22 protein-coding genes are annotated in these 19,784 nt (G+C 72.1%); 5 read left to right on the top strand and 17 right to left on the bottom strand.

The genetic code is table 11. From position 1 onward, the window contains the following. Positions 1-53: 53 nt before the first annotated feature. Genes AAME72_RS19205 through AAME72_RS19215 form a run of 3 tightly spaced genes read right to left on the bottom strand, consistent with a single transcriptional unit; the run spans position 54 to position 2,693 of the window. Complete coding sequence (locus AAME72_RS19205) at positions 54-713, bottom strand: methionine ABC transporter permease (RefSeq protein ID WP_348788121.1); 660 nt, start codon at positions 711-713, stop codon at positions 54-56. After that, positions 710-1,735 carry a methionine ABC transporter ATP-binding protein gene (locus AAME72_RS19210; protein WP_348788122.1) on the bottom strand — a complete coding sequence of 342 codons (1,026 nt, stop codon included), beginning with the start codon at positions 1,733-1,735 and terminating at the stop codon, positions 710-712. Before AAME72_RS19210 ends, AAME72_RS19205 begins: the two co-directional genes overlap by 4 nt. A 4-nt stretch (positions 1,736-1,739) precedes the next feature. Further along, positions 1,740-2,693 (bottom strand): MetQ/NlpA family ABC transporter substrate-binding protein, encoded by a 954-nt coding sequence (locus AAME72_RS19215; protein ID WP_348788123.1) that lies wholly within the window; start codon positions 2,691-2,693, stop codon positions 1,740-1,742. Positions 2,694-2,843: 150 nt separating this feature from the next. Between AAME72_RS19215 and AAME72_RS19220 the strand changes: the two genes are divergently transcribed. From AAME72_RS19220 to AAME72_RS19230, 3 genes are read left to right on the top strand one after another with little or no spacing between them, the layout of a single operon-like run. Continuing rightward, complete coding sequence (locus AAME72_RS19220; protein WP_348788124.1) at positions 2,844-3,110, top strand: hypothetical protein; 267 nt, start codon at positions 2,844-2,846, stop codon at positions 3,108-3,110. Then, on the top strand, positions 3,110-4,363 hold the full coding sequence (locus AAME72_RS19225) for a cupin domain-containing protein (RefSeq protein ID WP_348788125.1): 1,254 nt from the start codon (positions 3,110-3,112) through the stop codon (positions 4,361-4,363). The genes AAME72_RS19220 and AAME72_RS19225 overlap by 1 nt, the downstream gene beginning before the upstream one ends. Continuing rightward, positions 4,360-5,259, top strand: a complete 900-nt coding sequence (locus AAME72_RS19230; RefSeq protein ID WP_348788126.1) for a sucrase ferredoxin — start codon at positions 4,360-4,362, stop codon at positions 5,257-5,259. Before AAME72_RS19225 ends, AAME72_RS19230 begins: the two co-directional genes overlap by 4 nt. Before the next feature lie 3 nt (positions 5,260-5,262). Here the strand turns inward: AAME72_RS19230 and AAME72_RS19235 are convergent, their stop codons facing one another. The 7 genes from AAME72_RS19235 to AAME72_RS19265 form a co-directional block, all read right to left on the bottom strand. Continuing rightward, positions 5,263-6,213, bottom strand: coding sequence for an endonuclease/exonuclease/phosphatase family protein (locus tag AAME72_RS19235; protein ID WP_348788127.1), 951 nt, complete (start codon positions 6,211-6,213; stop codon positions 5,263-5,265). 114 nt (positions 6,214-6,327) lie between these two features. Next, the gene (locus AAME72_RS19240; protein WP_348788128.1) at positions 6,328-6,750 is read right to left on the bottom strand and encodes a VOC family protein; all 423 of its coding nucleotides are present in this window, start codon (positions 6,748-6,750) and stop codon (positions 6,328-6,330) included. A 74-nt stretch (positions 6,751-6,824) separates the two neighbouring features. Continuing rightward, a complete protein-coding gene (locus AAME72_RS19245) occupies positions 6,825-7,238 on the bottom strand; it encodes a helix-turn-helix transcriptional regulator (protein WP_348788129.1) in 414 nt (137 codons plus the stop codon). 19 nt (positions 7,239-7,257) lie between these two features. Next, positions 7,258-10,713: a TM0106 family RecB-like putative nuclease gene (locus AAME72_RS19250; protein WP_348788130.1), complete on the bottom strand. Its 3,456-nt coding sequence runs from the start codon at positions 10,711-10,713 to the stop codon at positions 7,258-7,260. A 156-nt stretch (positions 10,714-10,869) separates the two neighbouring features. Continuing rightward, positions 10,870-11,433 carry an HhH-GPD-type base excision DNA repair protein gene (locus AAME72_RS19255; RefSeq protein ID WP_348788131.1) on the bottom strand — a complete coding sequence of 188 codons (564 nt, stop codon included), beginning with the start codon at positions 11,431-11,433 and terminating at the stop codon, positions 10,870-10,872. 21 nt (positions 11,434-11,454) lie between these two features. Next, entirely contained in the window at positions 11,455-11,670 is a 216-nt protein-coding gene (locus AAME72_RS19260) for a hypothetical protein (protein WP_348788132.1), read from the bottom strand. Then, positions 11,667-12,566, bottom strand: coding sequence for a LysR family transcriptional regulator (locus AAME72_RS19265; RefSeq protein WP_348788133.1), 900 nt, complete (start codon positions 12,564-12,566; stop codon positions 11,667-11,669). The genes AAME72_RS19260 and AAME72_RS19265 overlap by 4 nt, the downstream gene beginning before the upstream one ends. 79 nt (positions 12,567-12,645) lie before the next feature. Between AAME72_RS19265 and AAME72_RS19270 the strand changes: the two genes are divergently transcribed. After that, on the top strand, positions 12,646-13,881 hold the full coding sequence (locus AAME72_RS19270) for an MFS transporter (protein ID WP_348788134.1): 1,236 nt from the start codon (positions 12,646-12,648) through the stop codon (positions 13,879-13,881). Between the two features lie 39 nt (positions 13,882-13,920). Here the strand turns inward: AAME72_RS19270 and AAME72_RS19275 are convergent, their stop codons facing one another. The 6 genes from AAME72_RS19275 to AAME72_RS19300 form a co-directional block, all read right to left on the bottom strand. Continuing rightward, positions 13,921-14,835 (bottom strand): SseB family protein, encoded by a 915-nt coding sequence (locus tag AAME72_RS19275; protein ID WP_348788135.1) that lies wholly within the window; start codon positions 14,833-14,835, stop codon positions 13,921-13,923. Beyond that, positions 14,819-15,565, bottom strand: coding sequence for a bifunctional 1-(5-phosphoribosyl)-5-((5-phosphoribosylamino)methylideneamino)imidazole-4-carboxamide isomerase/phosphoribosylanthranilate isomerase PriA (gene priA, locus AAME72_RS19280; protein ID WP_348788136.1), 747 nt, complete (start codon positions 15,563-15,565; stop codon positions 14,819-14,821). The genes AAME72_RS19275 and priA overlap by 17 nt, the downstream gene beginning before the upstream one ends. Positions 15,566-15,614: 49 nt before the next feature. Beyond that, complete coding sequence (gene hisH / locus AAME72_RS19285) at positions 15,615-16,247, bottom strand: imidazole glycerol phosphate synthase subunit HisH (protein WP_348788137.1); 633 nt, start codon at positions 16,245-16,247, stop codon at positions 15,615-15,617. Beyond that, complete coding sequence (hisB, locus tag AAME72_RS19290; RefSeq protein WP_348788138.1) at positions 16,244-16,846, bottom strand: imidazoleglycerol-phosphate dehydratase HisB; 603 nt, start codon at positions 16,844-16,846, stop codon at positions 16,244-16,246. Before hisB ends, hisH begins: the two co-directional genes overlap by 4 nt. Further along, positions 16,843-17,985, bottom strand: coding sequence for a histidinol-phosphate transaminase (locus tag AAME72_RS19295; protein ID WP_348788139.1), 1,143 nt, complete (start codon positions 17,983-17,985; stop codon positions 16,843-16,845). The genes hisB and AAME72_RS19295 overlap by 4 nt, the downstream gene beginning before the upstream one ends. 79 nt (positions 17,986-18,064) lie before the next feature. Beyond that, entirely contained in the window at positions 18,065-18,406 is a 342-nt protein-coding gene (locus AAME72_RS19300; protein WP_348788140.1) for a LysM peptidoglycan-binding domain-containing protein, read from the bottom strand. A gap of 235 nt (positions 18,407-18,641) precedes the next feature. Between AAME72_RS19300 and lexA the strand changes: the two genes are divergently transcribed. Beyond that, positions 18,642-19,316: a transcriptional repressor LexA gene (gene lexA, locus AAME72_RS19305; protein WP_348788141.1), complete on the top strand. Its 675-nt coding sequence runs from the start codon at positions 18,642-18,644 to the stop codon at positions 19,314-19,316. A 75-nt stretch (positions 19,317-19,391) separates the two neighbouring features. Here lexA and AAME72_RS19310 read toward each other — a convergent pair whose 3' ends face one another. Further along, on the bottom strand, positions 19,392-19,742 hold the full coding sequence (locus tag AAME72_RS19310) for a metallopeptidase family protein (RefSeq protein ID WP_348788142.1): 351 nt from the start codon (positions 19,740-19,742) through the stop codon (positions 19,392-19,394). Between the last annotated feature and the right edge of the window lie 42 nt (positions 19,743-19,784).

Below are 19,784 nucleotides of genomic sequence, written 5' to 3' on the forward strand. Positions count from 1 at the left end.
CGAATCGTGCGGATTCGCAGCCTTTTCCCTGTGCTCGGCAGCCTGAGTGAACCCTAGCGGCGGAGGGCCTTGCGGGCCAGGAAGTTGCCGAGGAACTGGGCCGCCTGCACGAGGACCACGATCGTGAGCACCGCGACCCAGGTCACCACCCAGTTGTAGCGCTGGTAGCCGTACGAGATCGCGAAGTCGCCGAGGCCTCCGCCGCCGAGGCTGCCGGCAACGGCCGACAGGTCCACGATCGCGACGAACACGAAGGTGTAGCCGAGGATCAGCGGCCCGAGCGCCTCCGGGATGAGCAGCGTGACGATGATGCGCCAGGGGCTCGACCCCATCGCCCGCGCCGCCTCGATCACGCCGGGATCGATCGTGACGAGGTTCTGCTCCACGATCCGGGACAGCCCGAACGTCGCCGCGATCGTCATCGGGAAGATCGCCGCCGGCGTGCCGAGGAACGTCCCCAGCACGAACTGCGTGAGCGGCGCGACCGCCGTCATGAAGATGATGAACGGGATCGGGCGGATGAAGTTCACGATCACGTTCAGCACCGCCGAGAGCGGGCGGTTCTCGAGCAGGCCGCCCGAGCGCGTCGTGTACAGCAGGACGCCGAGCGCGAGGCCAAGGATGCCGCCGAGCACCAGCGTCGCCAGCACCATCCACAGCGTCTGCCCGATGGACGTCCAGTACACCGGCCACAGTGTCGACCAGTCGGTCACGCGGCCACCTCCTCGACCTCGGTGACGGCGCGGAGCTCGGCGATCAGGGCATCCACGTTGGCGGGCTCGCCGACGAGCTCCAGCGTGAGGCTGCCGAACGACCGCCCTTGGAGCGCCGAGATGCCGCCGTAGACGATCTCGAACCGGACGTCGTGACGGCCGACGGCGTCCGACAGCACGGAGCCGAGCCTGCCGTCGTCGTGGATGCGCGCGGACACGATCCGGCCCGCGTGCTTCCCGCGCAGCCGCTCGATGTCGGCCGCGCCCGGCTGGTTGCGGAGCACGGTGCCGACGAAGCGCCGAGCGGTCGGGGTCTGCGGGTTGGAGAACACCTCGAACACGGAGCCGGTCTCGATCACCCGTCCCGCGTCGAGCACGGCGACCCGGTCGGCGATCGAGCGGACGACCTCCATCTCGTGCGTGATGACGACGATCGTCACGCCGAGCTCGGCGTTCACGCGCTTCAGCAGGGAGAGCACGTCGGCCGTCGTCTCGGGGTCGAGCGCGCTGGTCGCCTCGTCCGCCAGCAGGATGGACGGGTTCGTCGCGAGCGCCCTGGCGATGCCGACGCGCTGCTTCTGGCCGCCGGAGAGCTGGTCGGGGTACGCCCAGGCCTTGTCCGTCAGCCCGACGAACGCGAGCAGCTCCGCCACCCGCTGCTTGCGCTTCTCCGCCGGCCAGCCGGCCACCTTCAGCGGATAGGCGATGTTGCCGAACACCGTGCGCGAGCGGAACAGGTTGAACTGCTGGAAGATCATGCCGATGCCGGCGCGGACGCCTCGCAGCTCGCGCTCGCGCATCCGGGTGAGGTCGCGACCGTCCACCACGACGGCGCCCGAGGTGGGATGCTCCAGCGCGTTGATCAGCCGCAGCAGCGTGCTCTTGCCGGCGCCGGAGTAGCCGATGATCCCGAAGATCTCGCCGCGTTCGATGCTGAGGTCCACGCCCTCGACGGCCGCGACCGCGGCGTCACCGGAGCGGAAGCTCTTGGTGACGCCGCGGAACTCGATGTGCGGTGCCACGCGCCTACTTCGCCGCCTCGATCGTCTTCTTGAGGCCGTCGAGGATGCCGATCAGGTCGGACTGCGACTTCTCGACGATCACCGCGGTGTTCTTGGAGTCGGCAAGGACCGCGTCCTCGACCGCCTTGGTGTGGTACAGCTCCGCGATCTTCAGGTAGGTCTTGTCGTCCTTGTCCTTCTCGCGGGCGACGAACGCGTTGATGTACGGCTCGGCGGTGGCCGACTTCGGGTCGTCCTGGAAGAGGGCCGACTTCGGGTCGAGCCCGGCGGTCAGCGCGAAGTTGTTGTTCACGATCGCGGCGGCGGCCGAGTCCAGGGCGGGCGCGGTCTGCGCGGCGTCGACCGCGATGACGGTGACCTTCGATGCGGACGCGTCGATGTCGGCGGGCGTGGCGAGCGTGTTGCCGCCGTCCTTCAGTGTCAGGAGACCGGCCTTCTGCAGAACGAGAAGGGCACGCGCCTGGTTGGTGGGGTCGTTCGGGATCGCGACCTGCGCGCCCTTCGGGATCGACTCGAGCGAGGTGTACTTCTTCGAGTACAGCGGCAGCGGGACGACCAGCGTGGAGGCGATCGGGACGAGATCCTGCTTGGCCTGAACGTCGTAGTTCGCGAGGAACTGCAGGTGCTGGAACAAGTTCAGGTCGAGCTGGCCGTCGGCGAGCGCGGGGTTGGCCTGCGTGTAGTCGCGGAAGCCGACCACCTGGATGTCGATGCCCTCCTTCGCGGCCTCCTGCTTCAGGATCGGCCAGTACGGGGCCGCCTGCTCGGTGGTGCCGATCGTGACGGTGACGCGCTTGCCCGCAGCCTCGGACGAACCGGCGCCGTTCAGGTTCACGGCCACCAGCACCACGGCGACGATCACGACGACCAGCGCGACGGCGACGCCGACGATCCAGCCGGTCTTCGACTTCTTCGGCTTCTCGGGGAGCGAGGGGACGGGTGGGGTGGCGTCGGACATGGCTGTGCCTCTCGTGAAGGGTGGGAGATGCCGGCGGACGGTTGGCGGCCATTCGAGCCTCGCAAGCGCGCCGCCGCCCGTCAAAGTGCGTTCCGAAATGTGACGCTCGCGCGTACTGTGAGGCGCATCCGGCAGCGAAAGGGAGATGAGATGGGCGCGATCGACGACGACGACATCAGCACGAGCATGCCCGGCGGTGGCGAAGGCCCCGCCGATGGCGGAGCGAATCCGGGTGGCCACGACGGCGGAGCCGACGGCTCGGCCGGAGGCGGCGGCGAGGGCCCGGCCGACGGCGGAGCCAACCCCGGTGGCCACGACGGCGGAGCCGACGGCTCGGCCGGAGGCGGCGGCGAGGGCCCGGCCGACGGCGGAGCCAACCCCGGCGGCCACGACGGCGGAGCCGACGGGTCCGCTTGATGGCGACGGACGAGCGCGGGCCGGGCGACCGGCCCGCGCTTTCGCGCTGCACGACGCTCGATGCCGGGACGTTCGCCCGCGAGCACTGGGGACGCCGCCCGCTCTTCACTCCCGCGGCCGCCCTCGACCAGGACTTCTCGGACCTGTTCAGTACCGCCGATGTGGATGAACTGGTCGCCTCGCGCGCGCTGCGCACCCCGTTCGTGCGCATGGCGAAGGAGGGCGACGTCCTCTCCCCCGGCCGCTTCACCGGCCCGGGCGGATTCGGAGCGGAGATCGCCGACCAGCTGGACGCCGACAAGGTGCTCGCGGAGTTCGGTGCCGGCGCGACCCTCGTGCTGCAGGGCCTGCACCGCACCTGGCCGCCGATCGCGGAGTTCTCGCGCCGGCTTGCCGAGGAGCTCGGGCATCCCTGCCAGGTGAACGCCTACATCACCCCGGCGTCGTCGCGCGGCTTCGATCCGCACTACGACGTACACGATGTCTTCGTGCTGCAGATCGCCGGTGAGAAGCACTGGCGCATCCACGAGCCCGTGCATCCGGACCCGCTGCGTGACCAGCCGTGGAGCGACCACCGCGCGGCGGTCGCCGCCCGCGCGCAGGAGACGCCGGCCATCGACGAGGTGTTCCGGCCCGGCGACGCGCTCTACCTGCCGCGCGGCTGGATCCACTCGGCGGAGGCGCTCGGCGGCGTCTCGGTGCACCTGACCATCGGCGTCGCCGCGTACACCCGCGACGAGGTCGTGCGGGCTGCGGTCGCGCGGGCGGCGGACACGGCGGCGCTGCGCGCCTCCCTCCCTCTCGGCTTCGACCCGGACGACACGGCTGCGCTGGCCCCGATCGTCGACGACGCCCTCGCCACACTGCGCGCCGCCCTCGACGACCCGGCGACCCGCGCGAGCGTGCTGGAGACCGTGGCGGCGGGCCTCGCCCGCCGCAGGGCCTCCGACATCCGGCCGGAGCCGGTTCGCCCGCTGGCGACGATCGCCCAGGCGGGCGATCTCACCGCGGACACCGCCCTGGTGCTGCGGGAGGGTCTCCGCCCCGTGCAGGAGGTGGACGCCGACACGGTCGCCGTCCGGCTGCCCGCGAAGACCGCGACCCTGCCCGTCGCCGCGGCGGCCGCGGTCGACCGGCTGCTCGACGGCAGCCCGGTGCGCATCGCCGACCTCCCGGAGCTGGACGCGTCCTCGGCCATCGTCGTCGCCCGGCGGCTGCTGCGCGAGGGGATCGTGGTGGTCGCGACGCCGTGACCACCGTCCCTCCCGGCACTGCCTGGCTCCCGTGCAGCGACCGCGCCCGCGAGCGCGGCGACCCGCTCCCCGGGACCGCGGGGCGCGGCGACCGCTGGCTGCTCGTAGAGCTGGAGAGCGCGTGGGGCCGGCACGCGTTCTTCGACTCGGCCCTCGATCCGGCGCTCGGTGCGGCCATCGTGGCGCGCGCCGAATCGGCAGGCATCCGGCCGCTCGCGATCCGGCGCACGCGGTTGCGCGCCGACGAGCGCCGGGCGCAGACCCGCTGGCGCTGGGCCCTCGTGGATGCGCGTCCCGGCCGCGCCGCGATCCGCTGGGGCGTCGTGTCCGATCCCGCGGACCTCCTCGGCCTCCCGCTGGACGGCAGCGCGGGCACGCCGTCCGACCGGCCGGCGTTCGCGGTCTGCGCCCACGCCAGGCACGACCAGTGCTGCGCGGTGCGCGGCCGGCCGGTGGTGGAGGCGCTGGCGCGCAGCCATCCCGAGGAGACCTGGGAGTGCTCGCACCTCGGCGGCGACCGGTTCGCGGCCACCATGATCCTGTTCCCGCACGGGCTGCTGTACGGCGCGGTGCCCGCGGCGGAGGCGGACGCCATCGTCGCGGACTACGCCGACGGGCGCGTCGACCCGCGCTACCTGCGCGGCCGCACCTCGCTCAGCACTGTCGCCCAGGCCGCGGAGGCATTCGCGCGCGACGCCTCCGGAGACACCGGGATCGACGCCTACCGGGTGCTCGCCGAGCACCCGCATCCCCACGGCTGGACGGTCGTGCTGGAGCATTGCGGTCGCCGGGTCGTGGTGGAGGTGGGCGAGCGGCTCTCCGAGCCGTTGCTCAGCACGTGCGCTGCAACGCTCGCGCACCCGGTCCGGGAGTTCGTCCCCGTCGCTGTGCGCTAGTCCTCAGAGGTCGAGCACGGCTGCCACCATCGCGTGGTCGGACACGGGTGCGTCCTTCCGCGCGGTCGCGTTCTCCGTGATGGAGGGCAGGCTTGCCGCGCCGGGGATCGTCGTCACCGACTGCACGGCCTTCCGCAGCGCCGTCGAGACGAAGAGGTGGTCGATCAGCTCGCCCGTGCCCCGGTAGATCCGGCTGAACCGCTTCTCGGGCGGGATGAGCGGGGCGAGGTTGAGCAGCCGCCAGCCGTCGCCGCTGTCCGGCTGCTTTTCCCCGGCCGTGCCGATCTCGCTCCCAGGAGGGCCATTCACGATCTGCGTCGTCGCGGCCTCGACGCCGTCGTTGAAGTCCCCCATCACGAACAGCCGACGTTCCGTGCCCTTACCGGCGAGCAGCGCGTCCGCGAACGTGCGGACGGCCGCCGCCTCCGCGGCCCTGCGCAACAGCGCGTAGGCCGCGTACCGGGCGCGCTCGTCCTCGTCGTGCGGCTGGAAGCCGCCGCCGGGGAAGCTGAGCAGCTTCGACTTGAGGTGGACGGACACCAGGTCCGCCTCGCCCGCGCCGGTGGTCACCCGCAGCCGCAGCGCGCCGCGCCCCATCGAGGCGAGCGGGGCGCCGTCGTCACTGGTGGGGACGCCGTGCAGCTGCGCGGGGATGTCGAAGTACTGCTGCGTCTCGACCACCGGCAGCCGGGTGGCGAAGCCGACCCGGATCGGATGCGAGGCCTCGAAGTGCGTCGACAGCTCACCGGTCCAGTCGGGGCCGAGCGCCGTCAGCAGCGCGTCGAAGGCCGCCGGGTCGCCGACCTCCTGGGTCGCGACCACATCCGCGCCCGACCCGTGGATGGTGGCCGCCAGCAGCTGGACCTTGTGGTCGAAGACCGCCTGGGAGCCCGGTCCGAACGGGGTGCCTGCCGGAAAGAAGTTCTCGAGATTCCAGGTTGCGACAGTGAGCACGATGCGCCTCCTCGCTTCGCGGCGCCCGGCCGGCGCCGACGGCGACAGTGTGCGCCGCGCTCGCGAGGGCGGCATCCGTGCCGGCACGGATTCGCACCGGCACGGGCGTCGGCCTCAGGCGTTCTGCGGCTGGTCCGCCGACTGCAGGATGCGGACCATGTTCCCGGACGGGTCGCGGAAGGCGCAGTCGCGGGGACCCCACGGCTGATCCTTCGGCTCCTGGAGGACCTCGGCGCCGGTCGAGCGCACGCGCTCGAACACCTCGTCCAGGTCGTCCTCGGTGTTGAAGACGACGTTGGTGAGCACGCCCTTGGTGACGAGCTCCTGGATGGCGTCGCCGTCCGACTGGGACCGGCCGGCGTACGGGTCGGAGAGCACGATCTGCGTGCCGCCGTCGGCACCGCCGAGGGTGATCCAGTGGTGGCCGCCGGACGCGACGTCGTTGAGGACGTCCAGGCCGAGCGCGTCGCGGTAGAACGCGAGCGCCGCCTCGGGGTCGGTCACCGTGATGTGCGAGTACTGAAGCGAAAGGGTCATGGCCTCAGCCTAGGAAGCGGACGCCGTGCGCGCTTCTCCAAAACTGCTCGAGTTCGCGGCGCTCGCGGCCCGCTTCACGGCGCGACGGGACGGGAGCGCACCGGCCGCGTGCGCTGCTTCGCGATGCAGTTCGGCATCGCCTCCTCCGCCCGATGCTCGCGCGCCCGATAGCTGGTCGGGCTCTCGCCGACCACCTCGGCGAACTTGGAGCTGAACGAGCCGAGCGAGGTACAGCCGACCGCCATGCACGCGTCGGTCACGCTCATCCCCTCGCGCAGCAGGGCCATCGCGCGCTCGATCCGGCGCGTCATCAGGTAGCTGTACGGCGTCTCGCCGTAGGCGGCGCGGAACCGGCGGGAGAAGTGCGAGGGCGACATGAAGGCGCCCGCGGCGAGCGTCGGCACGTCGAGCGGCTGCGCGTACTCGCGGTCCATGAAGTCCCGCGCGCGGCGCAGCGTCGTCAGCTCCGCGATCTCCTCCGGTGACACGCCTCCACCGTATCCCGGTTCAGGCGGGCTCGACCAGACGGATGAAGGCGCTGAGCTCGCCGACCCCGTCCGGGGTGGTGGGCAGGAACTCCGTGAGCAACGGCGAGTGGACGAGGTACGCCGCCCACTTCGCCCGGGACACCGCAACGTTGAGCCGGTTCTTCATCAGCAGGAACGACATCCCACGCGGCACGTCCGCGGAGGAGGACGCGGCCAGGCTGACGATGGCGACCGCGGCCTCCTGCCCCTGGAACTTGTCCACCGTGCCGACGCGCACGTCCCCGAACCCGGCCTCGTCCAGCGCCGCGCGCACCTCGGCGAGCTGCGCGTTATACGGCGTCACGACGATCACGTCCTCGCCGCGCAGCGGATCGTCGTCGCGGCCCGCTTCGGTGTCCGTCCAGGAGCGGCCGATCAGCCCGCGCACGAGCTCGACGACGACCGCCGCCTCCTCCGGGGAGGCGGTCGCGTTGCCCGCGTGCGCGACGGGCACGGGATGCAGCCCCGGCTGCACGCCGCCGAGCTCCCGCTCCGCGGCGCACGCGTGCGCGCGCAGCCGGCCCTCATAGGAGAGCGTCGAGACCGCGGCCGCGAGCGCGGGATGCATCCGCCTGGTCTCGGCGAGGAAGTAACCGAGCTCCGGTGGCAGCACGTCGTGGCCGTCGCTGACCCAGCCGAGGGCGGAACCGTCCACCGGCTCGGGATGCCGGCCCTGGCTCACCTGCGGCAACTGCTGCGGATCGCCGAGCAGGAGCAGGTTGCGCGCCGCGACCCCGACCGCGATCGTGGAGGCGAGGGAGAACTGGCCGGCCTCGTCGATCACCAGCAGGTCGAGGCTCTCCCGCGGCACCCTCGCCGGGTTCGCGAAGTCCCAGGCCGTCCCGCCGAGGACGTAGCCGCTCGCCTCGCGCTCGCCGGCGAACTCGAGATGGCCGTTCCTGCGCAGCGCGGTGAACCGCACACCGTCGGCGGCGCCGCTCGGCACCTTGCCGACCAGCGCCGCATCCAGGCCGGTGTTCACCACGCGGTCGAGCAGGTTCTCGACCACGGCGTGCGACTGAGCCACGACGCCGACGCGCCAGCCGTGCTCGGCGACCAGCTGCGCGATGACGTGCGCGCCGAGGTAGGACTTGCCCGTGCCGGGCGGGCCCTGCACCGCGAGGTACGAGGAGTCAAGATCGAGCAGGCTGGCCGTCACGGCCGCGATCCGGCCGCTGCCGTCTTCCGCGCCCTCCGGCGCGAGACGGCCGGACCGCGTGCGCGGCGGCGTGCGGCGCAGCAGGTCGACGGTGGCGTTCGTCGGCCATCCCCCGCCGCGGCGTGCGTCGAGCAGCGTCGAGCCCCATTCCCGGATGGCCTCGGCGAGCGGCCGGGTGTTCGGCGGCGGCGCCGGCGTGAGCGCTGTGGGCAGGTGCCGGTAGGCGGGCACGTCCTCCGGCAGCGTCTCCCGCACAAGCACGGACCCGTCGTCGGTGACCGCGACGACCGCGACCGAGCGCACCGTGCGCGAGCCGGGCTGCGAGCGCAGCATCCGGAACGGTCCCGGGTACTCGTAGAGCAGGAACGGGCCGGAGCTCTCGCTCACCCGCACGGCGCTGCCCGCGCCCCATTGTCCGGTGAGCAGCAGTTCCCGCCGCTCGACGCGCTGGCCCTCGTCGAGGTACCAGTCGCGGACGACGGTCGCCGTCTCCACGACCAGCACGTCCCTGGTGTCCGCCCACTCCTCGATCGGCTGGATGAGCCGGGCGAAGTGCGACTGCCAGAAGCTCTTCTGCTCGCGACGGTGGAAGTCGATCGCGGCGGCGGCGAGCGCCATCGCCTCGCGGTCGGGGGTGCGGTGCGGGTCGAGGGGGTCGCCCGCGAAGCCGAGCAGGCCGGCACGAAGCGGCGACTCCTCCGGGGCGACCTCCGGCTCCTCCGCGGGCGCCGCGCCGATCGGGATGCCGTTCTCGGCCGCGCTCGCGAGCAGCCAGTCCCGCAGCCGCAGCGTCGAGACGCAGTCGTAGCGGTTGTAGTCGCCGATCGCGTCGAGGATCGGCTGCGCCTCCTCCGGACGGCCCAGGGCCAGCAGGTCGCGGGCGTTCGCGTACTCCGTGATCGAGTCCGCCCCGTTGGTCACCGAGCTCTCGCGCAGTTCGTCGCCCATGTACAGCGGTTCGAGCTTCTTGATCGAGTACGAGCGCGAGCCCACCCGCACCGACTTGCGCACGAGCGGGTAGAGGTCGACCATCACGTTGTCGCGCAGCAGCCCGTCCACCTCCTCCTCGCCGACGCCGTGCCGGGCGGCGAGCGCCAGCAGGTGCGTCTGCTCGTAGGCGGCGTAGTGGTAGATGTGCATGCGCGGGAAACGGGCTCGGCGCTCGCGCACCCAGGCGAGGAACTCCTCCAGCGCAACGCGCTCGGCCGCGAAGTCGTGCGCCCAGAACGCGGTGAACCGCGCATCCCGGTCGACGATCCCGAACAGGTAGTCGAGCCCCCAGCGCTCCCCCGCGCCCTCGGTGTACAGCGGGTCGCCCTCGAAGTCGAAGAAGATGTCGCCGGCGTCGGGCTCCGGCAGTACGGCGAGCACGGGCGCGTTGAACACCCGCACCGGCGGCGGCGACCCGGGCTGCGCCTGCAGCTGCAGCCGCGCCTGCTCGCGGAGGCCGTCGAGCGTCCCCTCGGGGATGCCGTCGACCGGGCCGGTGGAGGCGGCGAGCGCGTCGATGGTGGCGATGCCCGCCGCGAACAGGTGCTCGCGCTGCGTGACGCGCATCCCGGCGACCAGCAGCACGTCGCGCGCGGCCTGGATCTCGGCGTCGCAGGTGTCGCAGCGGCCGCAGACCGTGAAGCGCGGATCGCCCCACGCGACCGGGCCCTCATCGGCGACGTGCTCGTCGATGATGTCCAGCAGGCGCGCCCGCCGCTTCCGGTAGACCGGCTCGATGTCGCGGAGCCGGTGCTCGCTCACCGACCCGTCGCCGAGGAGCAGTTCGACGGTGTCGTCGACCTCGACCCCGACCCGGCGGAGCTGCTCGGCGTATGCCGCCAGCTGCAGCAGGGCGGTGACCCTGGCGCTGCGCGCGAGCTTGGAGTCCTGCACGCGGTAGCGGCCGTCCGGCAGCCGCACCACGAAGTCGGCGAAGCCGACGAACGCGCCATCGAAGAACGTCGCCTGGAAGACGACCTCCGCCGCGCGCTCGAACGCGTCCGCGGTCTGCCGCACGGCGCCGGCCAGGCCGTCCGCCGTCAACTGCTCCGGGCGCGGGATCTCAGCCACGCCCGAGCCGAACCGCTCACGGTAGCGCTCCAGGATGTGGTGCTCGTGCTCGTCGCCGAGCCGCGAGGACCGCACGTACATCGGGTCCTCGACCTCGTCGGTCTTCTCGAGCCTCCCGAGCTTGACGTCGAGCGTGCGCAGGAACGCGAACTCGCACTTCGAGGCCTCGGTCAGGTCGCTCGCGCTCGTGACGATGACACCGTCCAGCAGGAACACGCGGCGCTCCCTTCCCGCGCCACCGGCCGGGCGCTCCTGCAACGCTACCGGCCACCACCGACACGGCGATCAGCCGCCCGCGCGACTGCCCCTTCCTGGAACGATTGCCCCTGCGCGAGCACCGGCAATCGTTCCAGGAAGGGGCAGTCACCGCGCTCAGCCCTTCGCGGCCGCCTTGACCGCGCGCTTGTGCTCGCGCACCTTCGCGAGGGAGTCCGCGTCGACGATGTCGGCGACCGATCGGTAGCCCTCCGCACCGTAGTCGCCCGCCGCCTCGCGCCAGCCCGGCGCCGCGAGGCCCCTCTGCTTGCCCAGCAGCGCGAGGAAGATCTTCGCCTTCTGCTCGCCGAAGCCGGGGAGCGCCTTGAGCCGCTTCAGCACCTCCGCGCCGTCCGGCTCCCCGCGCGTCCAGATCGCCGACGTATCGCCGTCCCAGTCGGTCACGATCGCCGCGGCGAGCGCCTGCACGCGGCCCGCCATCGACCCGGGGAAGCGGTGCACGGCGGGAGACTGCTTCATCACCTCGGCGAGCCGGTCCGGATCGATCGCGGCCACCCCCGCCGGGTCGAGCGAGCCGAGCCTGTCGCGCAGCTTCGCCGGTCCGGCGAAGGCGGTCTCCATCGCCACCTGCTGATCGAGCAGCATGCCGACGAGCAGGGCGAACGGGGACTGGTCGAGCAGGGCGTCCGCCTCGGGATCGCCGGTGATGTTCAGAGCCATGCCCTCATGCTGCCATCGGTGTCAGACGACGAGCAACAGCACTCCGGCGACCGCAGACAGCGCGGCGAGCAGCAGCGCGACGCCGAGCAGCACGCCGTGCACGACGAGGAACGGCGTCGCCTTGCCCGCCGCATCCCGCGCACGGGCGTCGTTCCTGACCCTGGCGAAGAACCGCGGCCACGCGAAGACGTTGAACAGCGCGTTGAGGAACAGGACGATCGCGGCGAAGATGCTCATGGTCCTTCCAGCGTAGGCGACGGCGGGATGCCGAACCGCTCGGCCAGCAGGTCGAGCAGCGCCTGCGCGGCGGCGCTGGGGCGCGGCCGCGCGATCACGCTGAGCGGCCACAGCACCTCGGGCGCGAGGGGCACGCTCACGGCGCCCTCCGCCGGCAGCACCGTCAGCTCGGGCAGCGCCGCGACGCCGAGGCCCGCCGCGACGAAGCGCGGGATCTCGCCGAGGTCGGCCAGCTCCGTCGGCACCTGCCGGACGAGCCCCTCCGCCGCGAACGCGCGGTCGAGCCGGACCCGGTTGCCGAAGCCCTCGCGCGCATCCACCCACGGCTCCCCCGCCAGCTGCGCGAGCGACACCGAGCCCGCGCCTGCGAGCGGATGCCCGACCGGCAGGATCGCGACGAACGGGGAGTCCGCGAGCGGCAGCGTCAGCACGCCGGGCACGCGGTCGGGCAGGCCGAGGAACGCGACGTCCACCCTGCCCTGGCGCACGTCTTCCGCGAGCCCGGTGGACCCGCTGGGCGACGGCCCGAGGCGGAGGTCGACCAGGGGGTGCCTGCGGTGGAACTCGCCCATGATCCCCGGGAGGTCGATCGTCGTCAGGTTGGTGAAGATGCCGACCCTGACGGTCCCGCGCAGCGCGCCGTCGCCGGCCGCGGCATCCCGCATCCGCTCGATCGCCTGCAGGCTCGCGCGCGCCTCCTCCACTGCGGCACGACCCGCGTCGGTGAGGCGCACGCCGTGCGGATCGCGCTCGAACAGCCGGACGCCGAGCTCGCGCTCCAGGGCGCCGATGCCCGCCGAGACGGTCGACTGCGCGGCGAAGACCCGCTCGGCGGCACGGGTGAAGTTGCGCTCGTCGGCGACCGCGACGAAGTACTCGAGCTGTCTGGTGTCCACGTGACGATCGTATCCATCGATTGTCGGCATCGAGAGTATCCGTTGGACTCGATCACCGCACGCGTTCATGATGATGACCATGACGAGCACACTGGACCGCGACCTGGCCTCCCCCACCGCACGACGCCCCTGGGAGCTGCGCCACGGCGGAGGGTTCTGGGTGATCGCCGCCGCGTTCCTTGCGGTGATGGCGTTCTCCACGATCCCGACCCCGCTCTACGCGCTGTACCAGGCGCGGGACGGTTTCCCGACCTGGGTGGTCACGGTCATCTTCGCCGCCTACGCGGTCGGCGTCATCGCCAGCCTGTTCCTGATCGGACACCTCAGCGACTGGGCGGGGCGGCGCAGGATGGTGCTCGTCGCCATCCTGCTCGAGATCGTCGCGGCGGCCCTGTTCCTGGTCTGGAACGACGTCAGCGGTCTCATCGTCGCGCGGCTGATCTCCGGCGTCGGCGTCGGCGCGCTGACCGCGAGCGCGACCGCCCACCTCAGCGAGCTCCGCGCCATCGCTCGCCCCGGGGAGGGCCCGCGGCTGGCCGGAACCGTCTCCACCGTCGTGAACACCGGCGGCCTCGCGCTCGGCCCGCTGATCGGCGGCCTGTTCGCCCAGTTCCTCCCGCTGCCGCTGCTGCTGCCGTACGCCGTGTTCCTGGTGCTGCTCGCGGTCGCCGCCCTCGCCGTCGCGCTCGTGCCGGAGACCGTGGAACGCGCGGAGGAGCGCCCCGCATACCGCCCGCAGCGGGTGTCGCTCCCCGCGTCGGCGCGCGGCGCGTTCTCGGCCGCCGCCGTCGCCGCCTTCGCCGGGTTCGCCGTCTTCGGCCTGTTCACCTCCCTCGCGCCGAGCGTCCTCGCCGGCACGTACCACGTGCAGTCGCACCTGGTCGCCGGCGTCGTGCCGTTCGCGGTGTTCGCCGCCTCCGCCGTCTCGCAGATCGTCTTCGCCCGGCTGGGGATGCGCGCGCAGCTCGTCCTCGCGCTGGTGCTTGTCGTCGTCGGGCTGGGCGGCCTGGCCGCCGGGGTGCTGGGCGGTTCTCTCGCGGTCTTCATCGTCAGCGGCGTGCTGGCCGGTGCGGCCGTCGGGCTGTTGTTCCGGTCGGCCGTCGGCGTCGCTGCATCCCTCGCGGAGCCGGAGCGCCGCGGCGAGGTCCTCGCGGCGATCTTCCTCGTCGCCTACGTCGGCCTCGCGTTGCCGGTGCTGCTCCTCGGTGTCGCGCTCATCCTCTGGCCGCTGGTGCCGGTGCTGGTGGTGTTCGTCGCGGTGATCGCGGTGCTCTCGCTGCTGGCGGGGCTCCGGATGCTGCGCTCGGCCGCCTGACACCCGTCGTCGGGCGCCGCGGGCTGGAGCGGTGCCCCGCTACTCGGCGGCCACGAGCTGCACGCGCAGCGAGTCGACGCGCGTGGCGATGACGTCGTCCGCCGCCCAGCGCTGCGCGAGCCGCGACAGGATGGCGTCCAGCTCGTCCCGGGTCAGCCCGCTCGACAGCACCAGGCGCACGACGAGCTCCTCGCCCCTGAGCCTGCTCGCGGGATCCCCGGCGGCCAGCTCCACGTCCAGCACGCCGAGCTCGGACCCGAGCGACGCGCGGAACGCCGCCAGCACCTCCGGGTCGCGGTCGCTCGGCAGCCACGGGAGGCCCTGGGCGAGCGCCCAGACGGCCGGCCTTCGCAGCACGAACTCCGTCTCGGAGGTCGGGTCGAGCACCAGCAGCTCCGTGCCCTCCGACGCCGCGGCGAGCGCGGCCCGCGGCCCGGCGGCGGGCACCGGACGCGCCTGCGGGTTCCAGGTCTGCATCGCCGTGACGGAGGAGAACACCGGGAGCACGGTGCGGCCGTCGGGGGCCGCGACTGTCACGATCGAGAGTTCCTGGGTCTTGTCGACGGTCAGTCCGGTGTCGCTGACGCCCTCGTCGCCCAGCTCGGCGACCAGAGGGATCAGGAGGCGCGAACCGCGGATGGCGTCGACGACGGCCTCAGGACCGGTCTCGCCGGCGCGGAACGCGGCCAGCGCGCCGAGCAGCGGCAGCGGTGCCGACCCGTCGTCGTCGCCGAACGGGTTGTCGTCGAACTCGCGGCCATCCCAGGGCTGCCCGGCGGAGTCGGCGAGCGACGCCGCGAAACCGGCGAGGCGGCCCGCTCCGGTCTCGGTGGGGACGCCGTGACCGGACGCGGGGGACGCACCACCCGTGTGCCCCGGCCGTTCGTTCGGACCGCGGCCGCCCGCCGAACCGTCCGGACCCGACGGATCGGCAGGATCAGTCGCCGGCGACATCCAGCGCCTCGGGCAGGGTGAACGCGCCGGAGTACAGCGCCTTGCCGACGATCGCACCCTCGAGGCCCAGCGGGACCAGCTCGCGCAGCGCGGCGATGTCGTCCAGGCTCGAGATGCCGCCGGAGGCGACGACCGGACGCTCGGTGCGGTCCATCACCTGGCGCAGCAGGTCGATGTTCGGGCCCTTCAGGGTGCCGTCCTTCGTGACGTCGGTCACCACGTAGCGGGCGCAGCCGGCCTCCTCAAGACGCTCGAGCACCTCCCACAGGTCACCGCCCTCACGGGTCCAGCCGCGGGCGGCGAGCGTCGTGCCGCGCACATCCAGGCCGACGGCGATCGCCTCGCCGTAGCGGCCGATCGCGTTGGCCGCCCACTCCGGGTTCTCCAGCGCGGCGGTGCCGAGGTTCACGCGCGTCGCGCCGATCTCGAGCGCCTGCTCCAGCGACTCGTCGTCGCGGATCCCCCCGGAGAGCTCGATGTTCACGCCCTTGGTCTGGCGGATGACCTTCTTCAGCAGCGCCCGGTTGCTTCCGCGACCGAACGCCGCGTCCAGGTCGACCAGGTGGATCCACTCCGCTCCGGCGTCCGCCCACTCGGCGGCCGCGTCGACGGGGTCGCCGTAGCTGGTCTCGCTGCCGGCCTCGCCCTGGGTCAGGCGCACGGCCTTCCCGTCGGCGACATCGACCGCCGGCAGCAGGACGAGCCGGGGCGTGTTGTTGAATTCGCTCATGTGTTTCCTCGCTCGTGTCCGCGGGGCGGACGGGTGGGGCGTGAGACGGCTACAGGGAGCCGATCCAGTTGCGCAGCAGGCGGAGACCCGCCTGGCCGGACTTCTCCGGGTGGAACTGGGTCGCGGTCAGCGGGCCGTTCTCCACCGCCGCCACGAAGCGCGAGCCGTGCTCGGCCCACGTCACGCGAGGCTTCGGGAAGGGACCGGTCGCCTCCAGCGTCCAGTCCTGCGCCGCGTAGGAGTGCACGAAGTAGAAGCGCTCGTCGCGGATGCCCTCGAACAGCACCGAGTCCTCCGGGGCTTCGACCGTGTTCCAGCCCATGTGCGGCACGACGTCCGCCTTCAGCAGGTCGACCGTGCCCGGCCACTCCCCCAGACCTTCGGTCTCGATGCCGTGCTCGACGCCGCGCTCGAAGAGCACCTGCATCCCGACGCAGATGCCGAGCACCGGGCGACCGCCCGCGAGCCGGCGGTCGATGACCTCGTCGCCATGGGAGGCACGGAGCGCGTCGATCACCGCGGTGAACGCGCCGACGCCCGGCACCAGCAGGCCGTCGGCCTCCTGGGCGCGACGCCGGTTGCCGGTCAGCTCGACGTTCGCTCCGGCCTCCTCCAGCGCCTTGACGGCCGAGTGGACGTTGCCGGTGCCGTAGTCGAAGACGACGACGTCGGGGGCGCTCACAGCGCGCCCTTCGTCGAGGGGATGCCCGAGACCAGCGGGTCCAGCGCCTTCGCCTGCCGGAACGCGCGGGCGAACGCCTTGAACTCCGCCTCGGCGATGTGGTGCGGGTCGCGCCCGCCGACGACGGTGACGTGCGTGGTGATGGCGGCGTTGAAGGAGATCGCCTCGAAGACGTGGCGGACCATCGACCCCGTGAAGTGCCCACCGATCAGGTGCAGCTCGAACCCGGCGGGCTCGCCGCTGTGCACCAGGTAGGGACGGCCGGAGATGTCGACGACGGCCTGCACGAGCGCTTCGTCGAGCGGGACCAGCGCATCCCCGTAGCGGGAGATCCCTGCCTTGTCGCCGAGCGCCTGCCGGATCGCCTGACCGAGCACGATGCCGACGTCCTCGACCGTGTGGTGCACGTCGATGTCGGTGTCCCCGTGCGCACGCACACGCAGGTCGGTGAGCGAGTGCTTCGCGAACGCCGTGAGCAGGTGGTCGTAGAACGGCACCGACGTGGAGATGTCGGAGGAGCCGGTCCCGTCGAGGTCGAGGCTCAGCTCGATGCTCGACTCGCTGGTCTCCCGCTGCAGCGTGGCGGTGCGATTCGTCATGACTGCGAGTTTACTGGGGCCGGGTCGGGCGTCCGCTCCGCGTTCACGGGCACGGGCTCGGGGCGACCGAGCGCGGCGAGGCCCTCGAGGAACGCCGTGGTCTCGGCCTCGGTGCCCGCGGTCACGCGCAGGTGGTTCGGGATGCCGACGTCCCGGATGAGGATGCCGCGCTCCAGGAGCGCCTCGAACACCGCGTGCGGGTCGGCGACGTTCCCGAACAGCACGAAGTTGCTCCCGCTGCGGTGCGGCGTGTAGCCGAGCCGCGCGAGCTCGGAGACCAGGCGGTCGCGCTGGGAGCGGATCTCGCCGACCATCGCCAGCATCTCGTCCGCGTGCGCGAGCGCACCGAGGGCGGCCGCCTGCGTGATGGCCGAGAGGTGGTACGGCAGCCGCACGAGCCGCAGCGCGTCGACGACGGCGGGGTCCGCAGCGAGGTAGCCGACGCGGGCCCCGGCGAACGCGAACGCCTTGCTCATGGTCCGGGAGATCAGCAGCCGCGGACGGCCGGACAGCAGGGTGAGCGCGGACGGCTCGCCCTGCGGCATGAACTCGGCGTACGCCTCGTCCACGATCACGATGCCGCGAGAGGCATCGTAGGCCGCCTCGATCGTGGCGAGGGAGAGCGGCGTGCCCGTCGGATTGTTCGGCGAGCAGAGGATGACGATGTCCGGGTCGTGGCGGGCGATCTCCTCCGCCGCCGTCTCCGGGGACAGCTCGAACTCGGCGTCACGATGGGCGGGGATCCAGCCGGTGCCGGTGCCGGAGGCGAGCAGCGGGTACATCGAGTAGGTCGGGGCGAACCCCAGCAGGCTGCGCCCGGGACCTCCGAAGGCCTGCAGGATGTGCTGCAGCACCTCGTTCGAACCGTTGGCCGCCCAGATGTTCTCGGCGGTGAGGCCGTGACCGAGGTAGCCGGCGAACGCCTCCCGCAGCTCGGTGAACTCCCGGTCCGGGTAGCGGTTGACGCCGCCGACCGCGGCGGCGACCCGCGCGACGATGTCGGCCGCCACGTCCTCGGGCACCGGATGCGTGTTCTCGTTCACGTTCAGCGCGACGGGCACGACCTTCTGCGGTGCACCGTATGGGGTGCGGCCGCGCAGGTCGTCACGAATCGGGAGATCGTCGAGGGAAGTCACCATTCCATGGTAGTCAGCGCCGCCCGGACGTTACGCCGCACGGCGACGCCGCCTGAAAGCCCGCAGCGCAGCTGCAGCACGCTCAGCGCGCGTACTGCACCGGGATGGCGAGGTCCTGGCCCGGAGACACGACGGCCGAGTCGAGTCCGTTCAGGGTGACCAGCTGGGCGATCACGTCGCGCGGGTCGGCATTCGGCGCGATGCGCTCGGCGATGCTCCACAGCGACTCCCCCGAGTCGACCGTGACGTGCTGGAAGGAGACGTGGGTCTGCTCGCCGGAGGCGGCGGCGCCACCACCGTTGAGGGCGAAGACGAAGGCGCCGACGACGATCGGCAGCGCGACGAGCGCGGTGACGACGGCGCGACCGCGGCGGGTGAGACGCAGCCGCACCCGAACGCCGGTAGGCAGTGCAGTGGTGCTCATGGTCGTGACCTCCTCAGGCCTCTTGCGAAGCTGTGTTCCGAATGTATCTTCGAATGTTCGAAACCGCAAGAGCGACGCCGGGGACGAATTCCGCATGAAATCCGAGACACGCTCGAACACATGTTTGTTCTGCCGCTGCATCGTGGATACAGTTTCGATTGTCTGGAGATCAGGTAACCAGGCACCACCGACATTCGGGTCCGCCGGGTGCGGCGACGGTCACGAAGGGACGAGCGTGTCGAACGAGAATCCGGCTCCGAGGGGCACCAGGAGGCGTAAGAACCTCAGCGAGAAGCAGCTCGCCATCCTCGACGTGATCCAGCGCTCCGTCAGCCAGCGCGGCTATCCGCCGAGCATGCGCGAGATCGGCGACGCCGTCGGCCTCTCCTCGCTCTCCTCCGTCACCCACCAGCTGAACCAGCTCGAGCTGAGCGGCTACCTCCGGCGCGACCCGAACCGTCCCCGCGCCCTCGAGATCCTGATCGACCTGCCGTCCGCCGCCGCCCCCGACTTCGAGAACCAGACCCCGGTGGGCGACGCCGCCATGGTCCCGCTCGTCGGCCGGATCGCCGCCGGCGTCCCGATCACCGCTGAGCAGCAGGTGGACGAGGTCTTCCCGCTCCCCCGTCAGCTCGTCGGCAACGGTGAGCTGTTCATGCTCAAGGTGGTCGGCGAGTCGATGATCGACGCGGCCATCTGCGACGGCGACTGGGTCGTCGTCCGCGCGCAGAACACGGCGGAGAACGGCGACATCGTCGCGGCCATGCTCGACGAGGAGGCAACGGTCAAGGTCTTCCGCCAGCGCGACGGCCACACCTGGCTGCTGCCGCGCAACTCGAATTTCGAGCCGATCCTCGGCGACTACTCACAGGTGCTCGGCAAGGTCGTGGCGGTGCTCCGCGCCGTCTGACCCGCCCGCACATTTGCCCCAAATCGTGGCTTCGGCGCGATCTTTCCCACGATTTGGGGCAAATCGCGAGCGGGGCTACGCCCAGCCGAGCTCGCGGAGGCGGTCGTCCGTCAGTCCGAAGTAGTGGCCGATCTCGTGGACGACGGTCACGCGCACCCGCGCGCGCAGCTCTTCGATACTCGAGCAGCTCGCCTCGAGGTTGTTGCGGAACAGCGTGATGCGGTCCGGCAGCTCGCCGAACCCGTAGACGCCGCGCCGCGTCAGCGGGTGCCCGCTGTACAGCCCGAACAGCCTCGGCCGCGCGCCGGGCGGCTGGTCCTGGATGAGGATGGCGACGTTCTCGAGCGGCCGGACCATGTCCTCCGGCAGCGCGTCGAACACCTCGCCCACCAGCGCCTCGAACTCCGCGTCCGTGATCCGCACCATGCGACCATCCTGTCGCACGGCGCGGATCACGGCGCCGATTCA

The sequence above is a fragment of the Leifsonia sp. NPDC080035 genome, assembly GCF_040050925.1.
Classification (GTDB): domain Bacteria; phylum Actinomycetota; class Actinomycetes; order Actinomycetales; family Microbacteriaceae; genus Leifsonia.

Bases quoted from the DNA above. Each gene is read 5' to 3' on its own strand.
- AAME72_RS19215 (WP_348788123.1), bottom strand. From the start codon at position 2,693: ATGTCCGACGCCACCCCACCCGTCCCCTCGCTCCCCGAGAAGCCGAAG.
- AAME72_RS19220 (WP_348788124.1), top strand. From the start codon at position 2,844: ATGGGCGCGATCGACGACGACGACATCAGCACGAGCATGCCCGGCGGT.
- AAME72_RS19225 (WP_348788125.1), top strand. From the start codon at position 3,110: ATGGCGACGGACGAGCGCGGGCCGGGCGACCGGCCCGCGCTTTCGCGC.
- AAME72_RS19240 (WP_348788128.1), bottom strand. From the start codon at position 6,750: ATGACCCTTTCGCTTCAGTACTCGCACATCACGGTGACCGACCCCGAG.
- AAME72_RS19255 (WP_348788131.1), bottom strand. From the start codon at position 11,433: ATGGCTCTGAACATCACCGGCGATCCCGAGGCGGACGCCCTGCTCGAC.
- AAME72_RS19260 (WP_348788132.1), bottom strand. From the start codon at position 11,670: ATGAGCATCTTCGCCGCGATCGTCCTGTTCCTCAACGCGCTGTTCAAC.
- AAME72_RS19270 (WP_348788134.1), top strand. From the start codon at position 12,646: ATGACGAGCACACTGGACCGCGACCTGGCCTCCCCCACCGCACGACGC.
- AAME72_RS19275 (WP_348788135.1), bottom strand. From the start codon at position 14,835: ATGTCGCCGGCGACTGATCCTGCCGATCCGTCGGGTCCGGACGGTTCG.
- priA (WP_348788136.1), bottom strand. From the start codon at position 15,565: ATGAGCGAATTCAACAACACGCCCCGGCTCGTCCTGCTGCCGGCGGTC.
- hisB (WP_348788138.1), bottom strand. From the start codon at position 16,846: ATGACGAATCGCACCGCCACGCTGCAGCGGGAGACCAGCGAGTCGAGC.
- AAME72_RS19295 (WP_348788139.1), bottom strand. From the start codon at position 17,985: ATGGTGACTTCCCTCGACGATCTCCCGATTCGTGACGACCTGCGCGGC.
- AAME72_RS19300 (WP_348788140.1), bottom strand. From the start codon at position 18,406: ATGAGCACCACTGCACTGCCTACCGGCGTTCGGGTGCGGCTGCGTCTC.
- AAME72_RS19310 (WP_348788142.1), bottom strand. From the start codon at position 19,742: ATGGTGCGGATCACGGACGCGGAGTTCGAGGCGCTGGTGGGCGAGGTG.